This window comes from Haematobacter sp. (assembly GCF_032102465.1).
In the GTDB taxonomy this organism is placed as follows: domain Bacteria; phylum Pseudomonadota; class Alphaproteobacteria; order Rhodobacterales; family Rhodobacteraceae; genus Haematobacter.
This window is the reverse complement of the sequence record NZ_DAMDHB010000010.1, coordinates 34691-53003: the sequence shown is the minus strand read 5'-3', so window position 1 is coordinate 53003 and position 18313 is coordinate 34691. Positions and strand designations below refer to the sequence as shown.

The following is an 18313-nucleotide window of genomic DNA, read 5'->3' as shown; positions in this document are numbered from 1 at the left end:
GGACAGGCCGGTCATGACAAGCGCGTGGTGGCGCGGCCATAACATTATGATATACACGGGCCACAATCACTCTATTTGATGTTTGACTGCAGCCGTGATCCGATGGGCTACCATTTGGGAAGAACATGTTCGAGCTCGACACCGACCACGCCGCCGCCCGCACTGACGGCACCCTTCGAAGGACAAGTGCGGATACGCTTTCGGTACTGACCTCGGCCTTCGTCGATCACGGCGTGCGGTCCGTTCTGGACATTGGCTGCGGCGACGGCACTCTCGCGGCGGCGCTCGACGGACGCGGGTTCGACGTGACGGGCATCGACCCCTCGGCAGACGCATTGGAGCGGGCCCGTCAGCGGTTGCCGAGGTCGGAGTTTCATTGCGCTCCGGCGGAAGCGCTTCCCGGGTCCATGGGCCGGTTCGATGCCGCCTGTTTCGTCAATTCACTGCATCACGTCTCTCCCGATCGGATGCAGGACGCGCTGATGGGCGCAATCTCGACGATCCGTTCCAAGGGCATCCTGCTTGTGATCGAACCTCTCGCGCAGGGCAGCTTCTTTCGCGCCATGCGCCCGATCGAGGACGAAACCCGGATCCGGGCTCAGGCAGCAAGCGCGGTCGAAACGCTGATTTCCGACGACAAGGTGATCCTGCGCGATCTGCGCCGCTGGAATCGCGAAAATCACTTCACCGGATTGTCGGATTTCATCGGCTATCTGGCGCGGGTGCTGCCCGAAAGGGCAGAAATCGCCCGCAGGAACGAAGCCGCGCTGGCGCGCGCGTGGCGCGACAATATCCATAGTGTCGGCGGTATGGCGGTATTGATACAGCCGATGGTCTGCTGGACCCTGACGGCAAATCCGGTGTCGCAACGATGATCGACCTTAGGCAACTTCGCTATTTCGTGGCGATTGTCGAGCAAGGCTCACTGTCGCGGGCGGGAAATTTCCTTCATGTCGCCCAACCTGCACTGTCGCGCCATGTCCTGAACATGGAGGCCGATCTGGGGGCCGCGCTGCTTTTCCGTACGCCGAGTGGGGTGGAGCCAACGGAGGCTGGCCGAATTCTCTTGCGCCACGCCCGTATCATCTTGGACCAGCTTACCGTGGCCGAAGAGGAAATCCGCGGCCATCTGAATGACCCCGAAGGGGAGGTGCGGCTGGGAGTGCCGGGCACAATCGGCCAGATTCTCGCCGTTCCGCTGATCACGTCAGTGCATCTGCGCTATCCAAAGATCAAGCTGCGCATCGCTGAGGCGATGAGCGGGTTCATTCTGGAATGGCTGCGGGACGAAAGGATCGACCTTGCGGTCCTCTACGGTCAGGCTGCCGAACACGGCATTCACACGGAACAACTTCTGGCGGAGGCGCTGCAATTCTTTGGCCCGGCAGAGGGATTGCGGTCTGAACAGTTTCCTCCCCCCGGCAGTGATCTTTCCTTTGGCCGGGTGGCCGAACTGCCCCTGATCGTTCCCGACAAGGGTCACGGGTTGCGCGACCTTCTGGACCGGCATGCCAAAGCCGCCGCAATCGAGCTGAACACCATTATCGATGTGGACTCCTACAGCAATATCAAGGCGCTAGTCGCGGAAGGCCTTGGCTATTCTGTCCTTCCCGAGAACGCCATAACCGCCGAGGTGGGCGAGGGGAGGCTGCGCAGCTGGACCATTTCCGGGCCGCAGGTGGTAAGGCACATCTATCTCGCCCACTCCACGAACCGGCCAATGACCAATGCCGTCTCCGTCGTTCTGGCGCTGGCGCGTGAAACACTGCGCGATCTGGCGCGCACCGGCCGCTGGATCGGTGCCCAGGTGATCGACCGCTAGCCATACATTGCCAGCAAACCCGGGGTGGGAGACATGACAGCCATCAGCGAACGCCATGTGATCGACAGTGTCGCCGACGCGCTTCAGTTCATAAGCTACTATCATCCGCGCGACTTCATCCGGGCGCTTTCCGCCGCCTGGCAGACGGAGGAAAGCCCGGCTGCCCGCGATGCGATGACGCAGATCCTGGTCAATTCCCGCATGGCTGCAATCGGGCACAGGCCGATCTGTCAGGATACCGGCGTTGCCAACATCACCGCACGGATCGGGGTAAAGGCGCGGCTCGACTGGGACCGGCCCTTGCAGGAGATCGTCGATGACGCCGTGCGTCGTGCCTATCTGGCCGATGAAAATCCGCTGCGGGCCTCGGTCGTGGCCGATCCTTTCGGGCGGCGGGTCAATACGCGGGACAATGCGCCAGCGATGCTGCATGTCGAGATGGTGGCGGGTGACCGGGTCCACTTCGATGTCTCCGCCAAGGGGGGCGGGTCCGAGAACAAGACGAAATTCGCGGTGCTGAACCCCTCTGCCTCGGTGGCCGACTGGGTTGTCGAAACGGTGGAGAAGATGGGGGCGGGCTGGTGTCCGCCGGGCATTCTGGGCATCGGTATCGGCGGCAGCGTGGACAAGGCGATGGTGATGGCAAAGCAGTCGCTGAACGAGCCGATCGATGCCACCGAACTGCGTGCCCGGGGTGCCTCCACGGCGGAGGAGGAGCTCCGCCTGGAGCTGATCGACCGGATCAACGCCCTCGGCATCGGGGCGCAGGGCCTGGGCGGGATCACCACCGTGCTCGACGTGAAGGTGCGGAGCTTCCCGACCCATGCGGCCTCTCTGCCTGTGGCCCTTGTGCCGAACTGCGCGGCAACCCGGCATGTCCATTTCTCGTTGGATGGCAGCGGAGTGGCACGCCTGTCTCCGCCCGACCTGTCGGACTGGCCGGATCTCGATTTCCGCGATGCCTGGAAAGACGCTCGCCGCGTCGATCTGGACGGGCTGACCCGCTCCGATATCGCCGCATGGAAGCCGGGGGAAGCGCTGCTGCTTTCGGGGCATCTCCTGACTGGACGAGATGCCGCGCACCGGCGGATCGAACAGATGGTGGCCGCGGGTCAACCGCTGCCGGTCGAGTTCCGCGACAGGGCGATCTATTACGTCGGCCCCGTCGATCCGGTGCGCGACGAGGTGGTGGGGCCGGCCGGCCCGACGACATCGACAAGGATGGATCGCTACAGCGACATGATGCTCGACACGCTTGGTGTGTCGGTAATGATCGGCAAGGCAGAGCGAGGCGATGCAACGGTTGAGGCGATTGCCCGGAACGGCGCCGCCTATCTGATTGCGGTTGGGGGCGCGGCGTATCTGGTATCGCAGGCAATACGCGAGGCACGCGTCGTGGCCTTCGACGATCTTGGAATGGAGGCGATCCACGAATTCGTTGTGCGCGACATGCCGGTGACGGTCGCGGTCGATGCCCGCGGCGATGCGGTCCATCGCAGCGGACCGCTCCGATGGCGCAGACAGGCTTGAGCCATGGACGAAAAAAGGGCCGCAATCGCGGCCCTTTTGCTTACCTGTCGCTCCCGCTTCAGAACCCGAGCAGGTTCGGCAGCATCATGGTGATCGCCGGCACATAGGTGATCAACGCGAGGAATATCAGCGCGGTGACAAGCCAAGGCACAACCGCCACCGACACCGCCGTCAGCCCCAGCCGCGATATCGCCGAGCCGACATAGAGGTTGAGGCCGACAGGTGGCGTACACAGCCCGATCTCCATGTTGACGACCATCATGATGCCGAAATGCACGGGATCGATGCCAAGCTTCACGGCGACAGGAAACAGGATGGGCGCCATGATCAGAACGATCGCAGAGGGCTCCATCACCATGCCCACCAGCAGCAGCAGGATATTCACCACCAGCAGGAAACCGACCCAGCCGAGGCCCAAATCCACGATCCAGGCAGACATTGCCTGCGGGATCTGCTCGGAGGTCAGGATGAAGGCGAACATCACGGCGTTGGTGATGATGTAGAGCAACATCGCCGACATCGCGGCCGAATTCAGCAGCACCCGTGGCACGTCGCGCAGCTTGATGTCCTTGTAGACGAAGACCGCGATGAAGAAGGCATAGACGGCGCTGACCCCCGCGGCCTCCGTCGGCGTGAAGATGCCGCCATAGATTCCGCCCATGATTATGACGATCAGCATCAGGCCCCAGATGGACTCGCGGAACGTCTTCCACCTTTCACGGTAGGATGCGCGGGGAAGGCGGGGATAGTTTCTCGTCCGCGCGCGCCAGTAGGTAGTGACACCCAGCATCGCGGCGAGGATCAGCCCCGGCACGACGCCGGCAATGAACATCTCGCCGATGGATGCCGAGGCGACGCTTTCGCCGTTCGGCCCGGTCACGATCATCCCCGAGGTCGCAACCGAATACATCACCATGACGATCGAGGGCGGGATCAGGATGCCGAGCCCGCCGGCGGTTGCAACGGGGGCCACGGCAAATTCCCGCGGATAACCCATCTTGACCATCGCCGGCACCATGATGGAGCCCACCGCCATCACCGTTGCGGGTGACGAACCTGAAATCGCGGCGAACAGCGCACAGGCCAACACGGAGGCCAGCGCCATTCCGCCATGCCAGTGGCCCACCAGCGAAGTGGCGAAACGGATCATGCGCCGCGCCACGCCGCCATGCGTCAAGAAATTGCCCGCGAGGATGAAGAACGGGATCGCCATGATCTCGAACTTCTCGATCCCCGTGAACAGCTTCAGCGCGATGCTGTCCATCGGGATGCTGGTGAAGCCGAAAAGGAAGGTGAAGACCGTCAGGCCGAGCGCGATGGAGACCGGCATGCCGGTGATGAGCAGGATCGTCAGGATCAGAAAGATGATGATCGCGGTCATGCCTTGCCCTCCGCGGCGGTGTCGGCATTTTCTTCGATGCCCTCGATCTCTCCTATGTCATGATGCGCGATGTATCCGGTGGTGAGATACTGATACAGCGCCTGAATGAAGCGGAAGCACATCAGCGCGGACCCGAGCGGCACGGCCAGATAGACGAGCCACATCTTGATCTCCAGGTCTGCCGAAATCTGGCCGCCGCGATAGGTATGCCAGACGAATTTCGTGCCGATCCAGGTTACGATCGCGGTGAAGAGGATCCCGCCGGACATGGCGATGATCGTCATTATCTTCCTGTTGCGACCTTCCAGCTTGTTCACGAGAAGATCGACGCCCACGTGGATGCCGATGCGGACGCCATAGGCAGCGCCGAACTTCGCCATCCAGACGAAAAGATAGATGCAGGCTTCCTGCGCCCAGGTGAGCTTCAGCGAGTTTATCCACCTGAAGGAAGACCGTGCGATAGCCTGCAGGGTCTCCATGTCATGGGCGCGGGCCCAGCCGACCAGGTCGGCCGCGATGCCCAGAGAGAAACGGTGAACGACGGCAACGAAGATCAGGATGACGGCCATGGCCATCAACGCCGAGATCAGGATTTCTTCGAAGCGGTCGAGGATGCGCAATACCATGGCAAACCTCTTTGAATGGGGGGGCGCGGCCTGCGCCCCCGGCCTGATATTCGGCTTATTCGATACCCAGAGCGGTGTAGGTCTGTTTGATCAGATCGGCGCCGATGCGGTTTGACATCTTCTCGTGCACAGGTTGGAGAACCTCGAACCACTCGGCACGCTCTTCGTCGGTCATGTCATGGAACTGGGTGGTGCCCGCATCACGCATGGCCTGCAGCGCCGTGGCATTCTCCTCCTCGGCGATGTCGTTGGCATAGCTCGTGGCTTCTGCCATCGCCTTGTCCAGTTCAGCGCGCACATCGTCCGGGAGCCCTTCCCAGAACGCCTTGTTCACGATGACCGCGTAGCCGATATAGCCATGGTTCGACACGGTCGCGTATTTCTGCACCTCGTTCACACGCTGCGTATAGGTGTTCGACGGCGTATTCTCGGTGCCGTCCACGACACCGGTCTGCAGGCCCTGATAGACTTCGGAGAAAGCCATCACCTGCGGCACGGCGCCAAGCGCCTCGAACTGCGCTTCGAGGATCTTGGAGGACTGGATGCGCATCTTCAGGCCCAGGAAATCGTCGGGCGTCACGACGGGGGAGTTCGCCGTCATGATCTTGAAGCCGTTGTCCCAATAGGCCAGCCCCTTGATGCCCTTGGGATCCAGCTTGGACATGAGGGTTTGTCCCAGTTCACCCTCGGTGATCTTGCGAAGGTCCGTGCGGTCCTTGAACAGCATCGGCAGATCGAACAGCTCGAACTCCGGCACGCCGAGGGGGCCGAACTTGGCCAGCGACGGCGCCAGCATCTGGACTGCCCCCATCTGCAGGGCCTCCAGCTCCTCCTTGTCCTTGTAGAGTTGGCTGTTGGGATAGATTTCGACCTTCACGCGGCCGTCCGTATACTTCTCGGCCAGATCCTTGAACCGCTCGGCGCCCTTGCCCTTGGGGGTATCCGGCGCAACGACATGGCTGAACTTGATGGTGATCTGATCCTGAGCCGCGGCAGGCAGCGCTGACCAGAGCGCGAGCGTTGCAGCAACGCCGGTGGCGATTACCACGTTACGAAAATCAAGCATTTCTATCCTCCCCATAAGACCAGCGGCACTACGGCGATCCTCAGAATACCGAACCACTCTGGCCGTCCAGCACGGAACCCACCGCTCTTCCTTCGGCGGACCCAGTCATTTCGCGAACTTGCAGGGTTGGAGAGGATATATCAAATATATGATACTTCTGATAGCAATAACATTTGAGCATACCAAGAGGTAGGGGAGAGTGGTCGGTGCCAACGACATGCCGCGTGTTCCAAAAGCAACTGAGGGGCGTTCATTCCCCCTTCGTTCGGCGGGGGTGCCGCGCCGGAATCGCGCTTTCTCGGGAAAGTAGGGCGGCAGGCAATGCCCCAGGATCCGGTGCTGGCGCGATACGATCTCATGGGTCATCGACAGCTCCTGGTAGTCGGTAATCCTGGCACAGAGCAGGTTTAGCAGGATGCTGAAAAAGGCTTTTTGGCCTGCGTTGGAGCGGAAATCGTTCGCTATCTGACCAAATCCAGCCGGAAATCTATATGGTGCCGGGCGTTTCCGGGCCGATTTTCCGATTTCCGGCGCACAGCATGACATTCAGGACTTTTCCAGCAGCCTGTTAGGAAGCCTGCGTCGCGCCGATCTGGGGCATGGCAGGATGACCTGAGCGCCTTTGAGCCTATCCGGCAAATGATCCCTGATCTTCCCGGTCAACGACCGCGAGCGACTACGTTGGGATCACCTCACCTTCGTCCCCCTCCCAGCGCAGGAGATAGTTGAAAACGCGACGTGGCAGACCGTGAGTTGGCGACGCGGCACAAGCGAAAATCTCTCGGCACGGTTCGCTGCCATGGGCGTCCGCGTCGTGGACGAAACGCCGCGGCGCATTGGCCAATCGTGGGGCTGCAGCATCCGGGCGGCGAGGAGGTCGTCTGGCTGGTCGGCGAGCGCCCCTCCACAGACGTGTGCGAAATACTTCCTGACGAACCCGCCAGTCGACACACCGCCGAAGAAACTGGCCAAGGCCATCGAGACCCGTTGGGTCCATGAGCAAGCCCATCGGCAACCGGAGAAAGAGATGGGTCTTGGTCATTTTGAGGACCGATGATGGGTGCCCTGCACCGGCACGCAATCTTGACCATAATAACGGTCATCCTCCTGCAAGCCCCTCCTGAAGGCAGCAGGTCAAAAAGCCTCAACCGCCCAACAATGCCGACCGGCGATCAGGCGGATGATCTTGATCCGGCCCAGTCAGCCGCCGCCGTCTGTGCCCAATGCCGCAGGAATTGGTGAAAAATGCTCAACAGATTTCGGCTGGAGTAGTAAGGGTTATTCAGTTTGGTCCCGCGGCGTCGATCGGCAAGCCATGCGGCTGGGGGGCGCGTTCCAGTGTTGCGCATAGGCGCGGGAGAAATAGTTCGGGTCGCTGAAGCCGCAGCGATAGGCAAGATCCGCGATCCGCGGGCGGGTGCGGCTGGTCTCGATCACTTCCCGCGCCATGAGGAGACGCGCGTGCAGCAGATGCGCGCGGAAGGTGGTTCCATTCTCCTTCAGCAGCCGCTGAAGCCGGCGCGGCCCCAACCCCATCGCCGCCGCAATTTCGCCCAGAGACAGCTCTGGTCGGCCAAGGTTCGCGGCAACCAGAAAACGGAACCTTTCAAACGGCGTCTCCCCCCCGGATGACAGCGAAACCATGAGGTCTGCCGTCACGTGCTCCAGCGCGCGGAGCAGCATCCCCCGCAGTTCCGCCGCGCGTCCGGGCGGGTGGGGAGCACAGCGCAGAAGATATCCCGCGAAGAAGGCCAGAAGATGGCCGGAGGGCAGCGCCCCATCGAGGACAACCGGCCCGGAAAGCGCAGCAGGCGCCTGCGCGAGAATCCCGATATCCGCCCGGCCACCCGCCGCCAGCATCAGGACAACCGGCCCTTGCAGCGGGACAAGCGCGATCTGACCGGCGGGCAGTGCCATACGCCGCTCTCCCATCGCCAACTCGCCGCCCCGGAGACAACGCAGCATCAGAAGCGGCGGTCGTGTTTCCCGCAGGCGGGCGGCGCTACCTCCGGTCCCGGTCTGCGCGCAGGCCGCAAACCGCCAGCCGATCTGCCCCGATCCCATATCGAGCGTGGAAAGCAGCAAATCCCCCAGTTCCAGCGCCAGAAAATGCCCTTCGGCCGCCACGGGGGCATGGGCGAGCGGTTCGGCAAGGACCGCGCGATTCCACAGTGCCCCCGCCCGCCGCCGCGCCTCCTTGAAGCGGGACCGGGGAAAGGTATCGCGGGTGAGGCGTTCTTCCGCCCAGGGAAGGCGCATCCCCTCCCCGCCGCCGCGCGTCTGTCTGTCGATGGTCCGGCCGGCGGACATGTCGCAAAACTCCAGAACCATGTTTTCTCGCTCCAGAAGTCTCCGGCAGCGGCAACAGCATAATCTTACTATTTTCCTCAGCCAATACGGACTCTCCCATCCCCGAAGGAAAACGCCCATGTCCCGATCCTCTCACCTTCCGCTGCTGGGCCTTTTGCTCTCCACGGCAGCGCTACCGCTTGCCGCGCAGGAGACGGCGGAGCCGGGGGCGGTCGTGTTCGATCAGGTGGTGCTTACCGCAAGCCGCGCTGCCCGCCCCGTTTCCGCCGTGCCGGGCGCCGTGCAGGTGATCGACAGTTTCGCTGTCGAGGATCAGCTTCAGCGCGGCAATGACGCAACCGCGCTGCTGGCCCGGACGGTGCCGGGGTTCACCTTCTCCAACCAGACGCTCTCCGGCGCATCCGAGAGCTTCCGCGGCCGGGGGCTGCTCGTTCTGGTCGATGGCGTGCCGCGCAACACGCCGCTTCGTGATGCCTCGCGCATCCTTTCCACCATCGACCTCAACACGGTGGAGCGGATTGAAGTCATCGGGGGCGCCTCCTCGCTCTATGGTGCGGGCGGCACGGGGGGCGTGGTGAACTTCATCACGCGGAGCGGTGCCGCAGCGGATGGCAAGGCCCGCGTCACGCTCGACATGCGGGCGCGCGCCTTCACGGCGAACGGCGGCAAGAGCGTGGCGCCTCTCGCCTCCGTCAGCGTGGATCAGAAGATCGGCGCTTTCGACTACAGCGTCACCCTCTCGCACGACCGGACGCGACAGACCTATGACGGGAAGGGCCGGCTCCTGCCCTCGGACCCGATGCTCGGGCAGGGGGGCGGCGATTTTACCAACACAACGAATGCGACCGTCCGGCTGGGCTATGACATCGACGCGGCAAAGCGGGTGGAGCTGACCTTCGACAAGGTGAAGCTCGATCAGAAGCCGCGCTATTTCACCGACTACCTCGCCACGCCCGTCGCACCGGATCGCGCCCACCCCTATCACGGCGACCCGATCACCGAGGATTCGAACTACCTCACCCTCCGCTACACCGACGAGGATTTCGCTCTCGGCAAGCTCTCGGTCACCTATTCCCGCAACGACGTGATGAAGCGGTTCGCCTTCACCCGCTTCGACCCGGCGGTGAACACGCTGGTCTATTACAGCGGCAATCCCGCGGATCCGACGGCGGACTACAACCAGACCCACCTGGACAGCCTGCGCCACACGCTCACCGTGACGGTGGACAGCCCGCTCGATATCCTCGGCCGTGCGGCAGGGTTGAGCTGGGGGGCAGAGATCGGGCATGACGATACGAGCCAGAGCGCCCGGAACGGCATGGCCGTCGCCACACCGCTGAAGAACAAGTCGGCGGCCCTTTTCGCGCAACTCACCCTTCCGGTGACCGACAGCCTCACCTTCTCCGGCGGCATCCGGTATGACCGGTTCGACCTGACCGTGGGGGATTTCGTCCGGCCCCGCGCCTACTATTACTTTCCCGCTTACGGCCTCGGCCTCGACCTGAAGGAAATCTCCGTCACCGGCGGTGACTTCACCTTCGATCAGTTCACCGGGAACCTCGGCTTCACCTATCGGCTGACCGAAGCGTCACAGGTCTTCGGCGGCTGGTCGCAGGGCTATTCCCTGACCGATATCGGCAGCTTCACCCGTCGGGCGGGGATGAATTCCGTCGCCGAGATCTGCACCGCCTATGGCAACGACAATCCGCTCGTCGGGGCCGCCTATGGCTGCACACAGCCCGGAACCTACCAGCTCTCCTATGCCCAGATCGCGCCGAAGCCGCAGGTGGTCAATACCTATGAACTCGGCCTGCGCCATGATGCGGGGGCGTGGAGCGGACAGGTTTCCGGCTTCTACTCCACCTCGGATGACGGGGTGACGTTCAACCCCCTTACCAACCAGGTCAGCCAGCAGAAGGAGGAGATCTGGGGGATCGAGGCACAGGGCGTCTGGGCGCTGACCGCCACCACCGCTCTCGACGGGCTGATCGGCTGGCGCGAGGGACGGTATGACCGCAGCGGCGACGGCGACGTGGATACGTGGCTCGGCAACAACCGCATCGGCTCGCCTCTCCGCCTCGTGCTCGGGGCCACGCATGAATTTGCGGGCGGCTGGCGTCTGCGGGGAGAGGTCATGCATCTCGGGGGACGCGACCGCGCCCCGGGAGAGGTGAAGCTTGACGATGTCACCCTCGTCAATGCCTCCGCGTCCCGCCCGGTCGGCCCCGGCATGCTGAGCCTCGCGGTCGAGAACCTGTTCGACAGCGACTACATGAACCCCACGGCCACCGCGACCCGCAACGCGGAAACCGCGGGCTGGGGCCGCACCGTCACCCTGGGCTACCGGGTGAGCTTCTGAGCGATGATCCTCTTCGGCCGCCACGAGGCGCGGCCGGTGCAAAGCGCACTGGCCCTCCGCTTCGAGCCACCACAGAGGGAGGCCGACGTATCGGACTACCTCGCTCTTTTCACGACGCTGGCCGGGCAGCCGGTGCCCTTTGTTCTGCTGTCGGACCTGAGGGGCTTCCGGCTTGATCATGCGGGCGAAGTCCAGCAGAACCGGGTGGCGAAAGCGACCCGTGAAGCGGTCGCCGCCCGTATCCGCGGGCTTGTCCTGCTCTCCGACCGGCCCAGCGAACGCCAGCGTGCCGCCTTCTCCACCTTCTGGTCGATTCCGGTCGAGGTTCACGATGACATCCCAGCCGCCAACACCGCTTTCCTCGCCCTCCATGACCGGGTCTTCGGCCCAGGAGGCACGGGTGCATGACGGCAGGGTCCGGCGCTTCGCCGTGCTGGCGGTGCTCTATCTGGCGCAAGGCGTTCCGGCCTATGTGCTGGTGGCCGCCGTTCCGCCCATCCTGCGGGACAGCGGTGTCTCCCGCGCGGCGATCGGCATGCTGTCGCTGCTTCTGCTGCCGCTGGCGGTGAAATTCCTCTGGGCGCCCCTGGTGGAGCGATTCCGCCCGCTCCCCCTTGGCCGGCGACTCGGGCCGAGGCGCGCCTGGATCCTGCCGACGCAGATCGGCACGGCGCTTTGCCTTTTCGCGCTGTCCTTCATACAGCCCACGGACATCCTGCCGCTCGCGGTGATCGGCCTGCTCCTCATCCTGCTGGCCTCCACGCAGGACATCGCCACGGATGGCTATGCGGTGTTGTCCCTGTCCCCCGGCGAAAGGCCCACGGGCAACGCCATACAAGGGGCGGCGGTTGCGGCTTCGGTTCTTGTCGGCGGGACGCTGGGGCTTGTTCTTTATCACCACTTCGGCTGGCGCGCGATGATGCTGACAATGGCGGCGGCGACCCTGCTCCCCCTGCTTGTCCTGCCATGGATGCGGGAAGACCGTGCGCCGCCCGTGGCGCGGCCCCGTCCGCGGCTCAGAACATTTCTCGCGCGGCCCGAGGCAAGGCAGGTTCTGTGGCTGGCGCTGTTCTACCGGGCCTCCGAGGGGTTGGTAAAGACAATGGAGGGGCCGTATCTCGTCGATGCGGGAATGCCGCTCGACTGGATCGGCTATCTCTCGGGCGCCGCTGCGGCAACGGTGGGGCTGGGCGGATCGGCGCTGGCGCTGCTTGCGGTGCACCGGCGGGGAGCGCTGGGAACGCTGGTGCTGCTCGGGAGCCTGCGCAGCCTGTGCTTCGCCGTCTTCGCGCTCCACGCCTTCGGGGTGCTGACCGGTCTGCTGCCCGTCGGCGCGGCGGCGGTATTCCAGACGCTCATCCGCTACATGGAGATCGTGGCGCTTTACTCCCTGTTCATGCAGGTCTGCTCCTCCGACCAGCCGGGGACCGACTTCACTCTCCTCGCCTGTGCGCAGATGATCGTCTATCAGATCGGAGGAATGGCCTCGGGGCTGATCGCGGAGTGGTTGGGCTATGCGGGCCTTTTTACACTGGCCACGCTGATTTCGATGGCTGCCACATGGGGCACCCGGCGGCAGAGCGGCCGTCAGCGGGACGCGGCCCAAACCGGCTGACCTGATTTCGGCCGCGGCCAGCTGGGTTGCTCCGGTCGTGGTGTCCCTGGTGCGCGAGCTTGGGGGCGAATACCTTTTCGCCGCCGGGCTGTTGGCCGGGTTGTTCCAGATGCTCTTCGGCTTTGCCCGGCTGGCGACCTGATGCGGTCTGTCTCCAATTCGGTCCGCAGGGGCTTTGTCAATGCCGTTGCGATCCTCATTTTTGCCGCCAACTGCCGCATATCCTCCACGCCGGAGGCGCGGTGACGCGACCCGGTTGGCGATCATCCACCTCTCGTTCTGACTGAGCAGAAAGCCCACCCGCGCCGTTGCTCTGTGTGGTGGTTTTGACCGCGCTGTGCTCCGCTTTGGGTGTCCCCATGCGGTGTGGCCGATCTGGGCAGGTTGCCCGAGGGGCTGCCGGGGCCAGCCCCGGCGTGGCGCCGGTTCCTGCCTGCGCTGGCCATCGCCATGGTCGGTCTATTGGAAAGCCTGATGACCAGAGTCGCCGATGATCAGACGGGCATTCCGTCCTACAAGAAGGTGCATCGCCTCGGTTTGGCCAATGCCTCGGCCAGCCGGTTCGGCCGCATCGCGGCTGCGGTATGATGGGCAAGACGGTCTCCAATGTGAAATACGGCGGGCAGGGGCGGCTTTCGGTGTTCGCTGCCGGTGTTCTCCTGCTCGTGCGGATGGTGGCGGTGAGCGATCTGGTGGAGGAGGTGCCGGTGGCGCCGTTGGTTGTCATCATGATGATGGCTTTCATCGATACGCTGGACCGCGAGCCGTTGCGGCGGTTGCGGACCACGCCGGTCCTCTCCGATCTCGTGACGCTGGCCACGGTGGCCATGACGATCCTGAGCCATGGCCTCGCCTGGTGTACTGTCGGCGTACTGATGAGCGGTGGTTCTTTGCCGCCAGGGTCGCACGGATGCAGCAGATCTGCCCGGACCGGGAGATCTACACCGTCGAAGGGCAGGCCTTCTGCGCGCCCGCCGATGCCTTTGTTGACCCGATCGACCGTGACGGGCCGGTCACATCATCGACCTGCCGCCCGCAAAATCGTGGGCCATCATCGCGATGGCGGCGTCGCGAAGACGTGCGAAGGCTTTGCCCGTCACGGCCTCAATGCTACGGCGAGGGGGCTCGATCCACCGGGATAAGGCGAAAGGCTTTACGTGGCTTGCTCTGCCGGTGGGAACGGGGTGGCGGATGCAATTCCGCGGTTGCACCCCCGCGAAGGGATGGCCCTTAGGGGCAGGGAGAAGGACTGTGCCGCCTGCGCGCCCGGCGTATCGGCACTGCCCAAGGCACGGGAGCGGGCGATGGCTGTCTTTGCTTCGGCAAGGGTTGTTCGGTTCCGGCGGGCCATGCGCCCGCTCCGCCCTATGCGGTGTCCCGGTAGCTATGTCGAAGTCATTCCTCAGTCGCCCTTGCGCGGGCGAAGACCGTCGAGGAGCAGGGCCTTCACCAGGCGCGCCCGTTCGACCCGATCCGCGCGCGACGTTCCCGCCAGCAGCGCCCCTGCTATCGCCTGCTGCATGACAAGGCACGTCTCCACCGTCAGGTCGGGCCGTATGTCGCCTCCGCCCCGTGCGGCGTTGAGAAAGATTTCCGCCACTTCGCGCCGTTCTGCCTGAAAGCTGTCGACATCCCCTCGCTCCCTTTGCACGGCCTCGGCGAGGCCGCCGTTCCGGATGTAGAAGTCGAGCTTCAGGTCGAGCAACGCCTCCAGGTCGCCGGGCGCGCGAGCCTGCTCTGCCGCCAGTGCGCGGATCCGTGCCATGCTTTGCTCGAAAAGTGCCGAGGCAAGGTCCATCCGCGTCGGAAAGTTGCGCAGAAGCGTGGTTCGGCCCACCCCCGCTGCCGCCGCGATGTCGGACATCGGCACGTCATAGCCGTGTTCGGCAAACATGTGCGATGCCGCCTCCAGCAGCGCTGCGCGATTGCGGCTCGCGTCGGCGCGAAGCGGGCGGTCAGCTTTCGGGTCCGAGGGGGTCGCGTAGGATGCCATGACTATCGGAAGGACAAGGGAGATTGTCGCCAAAATAGACGCTCGGGCCGCCGGAGCCAATCGCCTTCCTGCGGATCGCGCGCAAGTGAACGGCTATCTGCGGACCGCCGGTGTCTCGATAGGCAGCCCGTTGCCCCTGGCCCGCAGGTAAAGCTCCAGCTCCACCGCCATGGACGACCCTTCGGCCAGCGGCGCCGCACGCACGGCGTCATTGCACCAAGCGATCATCCGCCCCATCGAGCCCATATCCTGCCACAATTGCCGGTAGATCGGGAAGCCGTTCACCTGCCCCTGGCTGATGACTTCTCCCCTCAGGCGGTTGCCGACATTCTGTTCGTGGCAATTGGCGCAGGAGAGGTTGAGCTGACCGCGGCGGGTTTCATAATACGCCTTTCCGCGCGCATAGGCGGCAGCGGCGGGACCGTCGGTCGCCACCGAAACCGGCAGGCCGCGCGACTGATGCATGACGAACGCGGTCAGCCCGATCATGTCGCGTGAGCCGTAGGGCAGGGCCTGCGCCCCTTGCTGCCCGCTCCGGCAGAGGTTGATCCTTTGCTCGAGGCTGATCACCCGCCCCTCCGCTTCCGACCATTTCGGATAGGTGGTGGCGATCCCACGCATGGCCTCCGGCGCACCATGGCAATCCGCGCAACTCCGGCTCACGCCCGCCGGTTCGAACCAGATCCTCTCGCCAAGATCGACCCAGAGCATGCCCGGATTGGCGAAATCGTCGTTCTGCAGGGCCTGGGTCTCGGGAGACAGGAAGTCGTAGCCCGAAACCGGCGGACCCCCGGCCTGCGCTGGCACCGCGAGCAGCAGAAGGAGCAGAGCCAACCGCCTCATGTCACGGTCAGCAGCGCCTCGGCCGTGGTCACGGTGCCGTGCTGGTCGATCCAGGTGAGGTCGACCGTCCCGGTCCGCTCGGCCCGCAGGCGGAAGGTGAAGTAGGGATTGGCGGACAGCCCCGGCTCAAGCCGGATGCGGATGACCTCCTCCCCAAGGTAACGGCAGGTGAAGTCGGTGACGATCTCGACCGGGATCAGCGTCCCCTGCGAGGTGTAGCTGAAGCCGTTGTCCATAGGATGCATGATCATCGCGCGGATCTCGACCACTTCGCCCTTCCGGGCTGTACCGGGCACGCGGATACGGGTGTTGAACATCGTCAATACCTCCCCGGAAGGGTCGTGCAGGCGCCGACCACGACCCGCACGTCGCGCCGAACGGAAACAAGCACGCCGTCGGAGCGTTCGGCCACGCAGACCACCGCTTGGGTAGCAGCAAGGCGGATGTTGGTGGTTAACCGCGCTTCGGCCGCCGCCGGCCCGAAATGCGCCTCGCAAATGAGCGGCCTGGGGTTCTGTTCGGCGAAAAGGGCAAGCCGGAGGATACGGTCCCCCGCCGTCATCGGGCTTTCCACCCGCGCAGTCAGCGGCACGGAGTTGCCCGTCTCCGCCAGCGTGGGCAGGTCGAGCACCACCGGACCCTCCGTCAGCGGCCGGTCGCCGAACAGCCGCGCGATGCTTTCGCTTACTTCCGCCGGGGTGGCCGCGAGCGGCAGGGGCAGCGCGATCGTCGCCAGACCCAGAAGGGTGCTCCGCCGGGAGAGGATCATGGCTGTCTCCTTACCTCAGGCCTTGAAGATAGGCGGTTATGTCGGCGATTTCATCCGCCGTCAGGATCGGGCCGGGATAGCGCGGGTCAACATCGGTGAGCCCGTCGGTCGTGCCGTAGGGCGGCATGAGTGTCTCCGGCTGAACCCTGCGGGCATCCGCGATCCGCGCGCCGATCTCCGCAGCGCTCAGGCGCGCACCCGTTCCGGCAAGCGGTGGTCCGATGTTGCCCTGCGCCTCCTCGGGCAGCCCGATGCCGGGGATCAGGTGGCAGATCGAACAGTTGCCCTTGGCGGAATCCCGCATCAGCTCAAGCCCGCGCGCGGCGTCCTGCGCCGCGGCGGGAGCGGGGGTGGCGAGCAACAGGCTCAACCCCAAAGCTGTGAGGTGATCGTATCGTACCATGATCCTGCAAAGCCCGCCTCTTTTGCATGGACGGCGGAGGAGGCGCCAACCGGCGTCGTTCGTCCCTCCGCGATCTGCAATGTCACTTTCTCCGGCCCCTGTGCGTAGACATCGGCGATGGAGAAGCCGTAGTCCGGCGCAGCAAGGCTGTAGCAGACGTTGATGAGCTTCGCGGGCGCCGGGGTCTCTCCCTTCAGCGTGGCGATGATCGCTGCCGCGCAGACCTTGGCCTGCATGTCGGCGGAGAAGCCCGATTTCGGCATGTCACCCTGCAACGCCGCATCGCCCAGCACATGCACGCCGGGGGCAAGGCGGCTTTCGAACGCCAGGGGTTCGACCGGGCACCAGCCCAGCCCGTCGTCAAGCCCCGCATCGGTCAGGATCGCGGCCGCCTTCTGCGGCGGAATGATATTGGCGACGGCGGCCGTCACCTCGTCGAAGCCGGTGGAAATGCGCAGGTTCGCCGCGTCGACCGACAGCACCGCGCCCGACTGGCTGCCCGGAATGCGTTCGATCAGGCCGGGATAGAGCGTGGCCCACGCCTCCTCGAACAACGCTTGCTTGGAGAAGGTGTCCTGTGCGTCGAGCACGAGGATCTTTGACCGCGGCTTTTCCCTTTTCAGGTAGTACGCGATCAGGCTGATCCGTTCGTAGGGACCGGGCGGACAGCGGAAAGGGGGGGCCGGAATACCCACCACGACGGTCCCGCCATCCTCCATCGCCACGAGCTGATCGCGCAGGATGCGGGTCTGCGGCCCGGCCTTCCAAGCGTGGGGGATGCGGTAGGCAGTCTCGGCGCTCAGCCCTTCGATGGCGGTCCAGTCGAACCGGATGCCGGGGGCAAGGACAAGGATGTCGCCCGCCACCCGTGTGCCATCCGCCAGCACGACGGCGCGGTTCCCGGGCTCCACCGCCACGGCTTCCGCACGGATGAGGTCGATCCCCGCGGACGCGAGCCCCGCCAGCGGGAAAGCCACGCGGTCCATGCCCCACATTCCGCCCAGCACACCGTTGGAGAAGGGGCAGGTCCAGATCGTCTCCTCGCGTTCGATCAGCGTCACGCGCAGCTCCGGCGCGCCACCCCGCAGCGCCCGTGCAAGGGAGGCGCCGCCGAACCCGCCGCCAAGGATCACCACATGCGCGGCCGTCTGCGCCCGGAGCACCGCAGGCGCGAGAAGCGACGCACCGAGGCCGGCCAGAACAGCCCGGCGATGCGGCCTCATGGCTTCACCCGGGCGAAATACCGTGCGAGGTCCGCGACCTCCGCGTCGTCATAGGCGCGCAGCAGGCGGGGCATGATGGTGGCCGTTGTTCCCGGGTTACGGAACGCCTCCATCGCGGCCAGCAACTCAGCCTCCGGCCGACCGGCGAGCGGCGGGATCTCCCCTCCGCCGCGGCCCTCGTTGCCGTGGCAGGACGTGCAGGCAAGGGCCAGCTCAGCCCCCCCCGCGTATGCCGCCGACACATGTGACAGCACACAGTTTGCCGCCATCAAGGTCATGAAAACAAAAGACTTCGCCACCTGCTCTGCCCTCCCGATCCGGGAGATCTGCCCGGCATGCGCGAATAAGTGGATAACGGTGTCCGTTTTTGCTT

18 protein-coding genes are annotated in these 18313 nt (G+C 64.5%); 7 read left to right on the top strand and 11 right to left on the bottom strand.

What is annotated here, in order from left to right; genetic code table 11:
• Positions 1-125 precede the first annotated feature (125 nt).
• The 3 genes from RT513_RS08695 to RT513_RS08685 are packed head-to-tail and all read left to right on the top strand — an operon-like array spanning position 126 to position 3352.
• Complete coding sequence (locus RT513_RS08695; RefSeq protein ID WP_290686588.1) at positions 126-875, top strand: class I SAM-dependent methyltransferase; 750 nt, start codon at positions 126-128, stop codon at positions 873-875.
• Complete coding sequence (locus RT513_RS08690) at positions 872-1822, top strand: LysR substrate-binding domain-containing protein (RefSeq protein ID WP_290686590.1); 951 nt, start codon at positions 872-874, stop codon at positions 1820-1822. The genes RT513_RS08695 and RT513_RS08690 overlap by 4 nt, the downstream gene beginning before the upstream one ends.
• 33 nt (positions 1823-1855) lie before the next feature.
• Entirely contained in the window at positions 1856-3352 is a 1497-nt protein-coding gene (locus tag RT513_RS08685; protein WP_290686592.1) for a fumarate hydratase, read from the top strand.
• Between the two features lie 58 nt (positions 3353-3410).
• On the opposite strand, the gene RT513_RS08680 is transcribed toward RT513_RS08685, so the two are convergent.
• From RT513_RS08680 to RT513_RS08665, 4 genes are all read right to left on the bottom strand, one after another.
• Positions 3411-4733 carry a TRAP transporter large permease gene (locus RT513_RS08680; protein WP_290686594.1) on the bottom strand — a complete coding sequence of 441 codons (1323 nt, stop codon included), beginning with the start codon at positions 4731-4733 and terminating at the stop codon, positions 3411-3413.
• Positions 4730-5359 carry a TRAP transporter small permease gene (locus RT513_RS08675; protein WP_290686596.1) on the bottom strand — a complete coding sequence of 210 codons (630 nt, stop codon included), beginning with the start codon at positions 5357-5359 and terminating at the stop codon, positions 4730-4732. The genes RT513_RS08680 and RT513_RS08675 overlap by 4 nt, the downstream gene beginning before the upstream one ends.
• A 55-nt stretch (positions 5360-5414) precedes the next feature.
• Positions 5415-6425 carry a TRAP transporter substrate-binding protein gene (locus tag RT513_RS08670; protein WP_290686598.1) on the bottom strand — a complete coding sequence of 337 codons (1011 nt, stop codon included), beginning with the start codon at positions 6423-6425 and terminating at the stop codon, positions 5415-5417.
• 1278 nt (positions 6426-7703) lie between these two features.
• Entirely contained in the window at positions 7704-8735 is a 1032-nt protein-coding gene (locus RT513_RS08665) for a helix-turn-helix transcriptional regulator (protein WP_290686600.1), read from the bottom strand.
• Positions 8736-8853: 118 nt separating this feature from the next.
• Between RT513_RS08665 and RT513_RS08660 the strand changes: the two genes are divergently transcribed.
• The 4 genes from RT513_RS08660 (at position 8854) to RT513_RS08645 (ending at position 13851) form a co-directional block, all read left to right on the top strand.
• A complete protein-coding gene (locus RT513_RS08660; protein WP_290686602.1) occupies positions 8854-11094 on the top strand; it encodes a TonB-dependent receptor in 2241 nt (746 codons plus the stop codon).
• 3 nt (positions 11095-11097) lie between these two features.
• Entirely contained in the window at positions 11098-11502 is a 405-nt protein-coding gene (locus RT513_RS08655) for a hypothetical protein (RefSeq protein WP_290686604.1), read from the top strand.
• Positions 11495-12709 (top strand): MFS transporter, encoded by a 1215-nt coding sequence (locus RT513_RS08650; protein WP_290686606.1) that lies wholly within the window; start codon positions 11495-11497, stop codon positions 12707-12709. The genes RT513_RS08655 and RT513_RS08650 overlap by 8 nt, the downstream gene beginning before the upstream one ends.
• Positions 12710-13293: 584 nt before the next feature.
• Positions 13294-13851: a hypothetical protein gene (locus tag RT513_RS08645; protein ID WP_290686608.1), complete on the top strand. Its 558-nt coding sequence runs from the start codon at positions 13294-13296 to the stop codon at positions 13849-13851.
• Positions 13852-14111: 260 nt separating this feature from the next.
• On the opposite strand, the gene RT513_RS08640 is transcribed toward RT513_RS08645, so the two are convergent.
• From RT513_RS08640 to RT513_RS08610, 7 genes are all read right to left on the bottom strand, one after another.
• Positions 14112-14702, bottom strand: coding sequence for a TetR/AcrR family transcriptional regulator (locus RT513_RS08640; RefSeq protein WP_290686610.1), 591 nt, complete (start codon positions 14700-14702; stop codon positions 14112-14114).
• 93 nt (positions 14703-14795) lie between these two features.
• Positions 14796-15545 (bottom strand): sulfur oxidation c-type cytochrome SoxA, encoded by a 750-nt coding sequence (gene soxA, locus RT513_RS08635; RefSeq protein WP_290686612.1) that lies wholly within the window; start codon positions 15543-15545, stop codon positions 14796-14798.
• Complete coding sequence (soxZ, locus tag RT513_RS08630; protein ID WP_290686614.1) at positions 15542-15862, bottom strand: thiosulfate oxidation carrier complex protein SoxZ; 321 nt, start codon at positions 15860-15862, stop codon at positions 15542-15544. Before soxZ ends, soxA begins: the two co-directional genes overlap by 4 nt.
• 2 nt (positions 15863-15864) lie before the next feature.
• Entirely contained in the window at positions 15865-16314 is a 450-nt protein-coding gene (locus RT513_RS08625) for a thiosulfate oxidation carrier protein SoxY (RefSeq protein WP_290686617.1), read from the bottom strand.
• Positions 16315-16324: 10 nt separating this feature from the next.
• Positions 16325-16717 (bottom strand): sulfur oxidation c-type cytochrome SoxX, encoded by a 393-nt coding sequence (gene soxX / locus RT513_RS08620; RefSeq protein ID WP_290686619.1) that lies wholly within the window; start codon positions 16715-16717, stop codon positions 16325-16327.
• On the bottom strand, positions 16681-17940 hold the full coding sequence (locus RT513_RS08615; protein ID WP_290686621.1) for an NAD(P)/FAD-dependent oxidoreductase: 1260 nt from the start codon (positions 17938-17940) through the stop codon (positions 16681-16683). Before RT513_RS08615 ends, soxX begins: the two co-directional genes overlap by 37 nt.
• A complete protein-coding gene (locus RT513_RS08610; protein ID WP_313533905.1) occupies positions 17937-18182 on the bottom strand; it encodes a c-type cytochrome in 246 nt (81 codons plus the stop codon). Before RT513_RS08610 ends, RT513_RS08615 begins: the two co-directional genes overlap by 4 nt.
• Positions 18183-18313 lie beyond the last annotated feature (131 nt).

Coding starts and splice junctions, on each gene's coding strand:
- RT513_RS08695 (WP_290686588.1), top strand. CDS start 126: ATGTTCGAGCTCGACACCGACCACGCCGCCGCCCGCACTGACGGCACC.
- RT513_RS08690 (WP_290686590.1), top strand. CDS start 872: ATGATCGACCTTAGGCAACTTCGCTATTTCGTGGCGATTGTCGAGCAA.
- RT513_RS08685 (WP_290686592.1), top strand. CDS start 1,856: ATGACAGCCATCAGCGAACGCCATGTGATCGACAGTGTCGCCGACGCG.
- RT513_RS08680 (WP_290686594.1), bottom strand. CDS start 4,733: ATGACCGCGATCATCATCTTTCTGATCCTGACGATCCTGCTCATCACC.
- RT513_RS08675 (WP_290686596.1), bottom strand. CDS start 5,359: ATGGTATTGCGCATCCTCGACCGCTTCGAAGAAATCCTGATCTCGGCG.
- RT513_RS08670 (WP_290686598.1), bottom strand. CDS start 6,425: ATGCTTGATTTTCGTAACGTGGTAATCGCCACCGGCGTTGCTGCAACG.
- RT513_RS08665 (WP_290686600.1), bottom strand. CDS start 8,735: ATGTCCGCCGGCCGGACCATCGACAGACAGACGCGCGGCGGCGGGGAG.
- RT513_RS08660 (WP_290686602.1), top strand. CDS start 8,854: ATGTCCCGATCCTCTCACCTTCCGCTGCTGGGCCTTTTGCTCTCCACG.
- RT513_RS08655 (WP_290686604.1), top strand. CDS start 11,098: ATGATCCTCTTCGGCCGCCACGAGGCGCGGCCGGTGCAAAGCGCACTG.
- RT513_RS08645 (WP_290686608.1), top strand. CDS start 13,294: ATGATGGGCAAGACGGTCTCCAATGTGAAATACGGCGGGCAGGGGCGG.
- RT513_RS08640 (WP_290686610.1), bottom strand. CDS start 14,702: ATGGCATCCTACGCGACCCCCTCGGACCCGAAAGCTGACCGCCCGCTT.
- soxA (WP_290686612.1), bottom strand. CDS start 15,545: ATGAGGCGGTTGGCTCTGCTCCTTCTGCTGCTCGCGGTGCCAGCGCAG.
- soxZ (WP_290686614.1), bottom strand. CDS start 15,862: ATGTTCAACACCCGTATCCGCGTGCCCGGTACAGCCCGGAAGGGCGAA.
- RT513_RS08625 (WP_290686617.1), bottom strand. CDS start 16,314: ATGATCCTCTCCCGGCGGAGCACCCTTCTGGGTCTGGCGACGATCGCG.
- soxX (WP_290686619.1), bottom strand. CDS start 16,717: ATGGTACGATACGATCACCTCACAGCTTTGGGGTTGAGCCTGTTGCTC.
- RT513_RS08615 (WP_290686621.1), bottom strand. CDS start 17,940: ATGAGGCCGCATCGCCGGGCTGTTCTGGCCGGCCTCGGTGCGTCGCTT.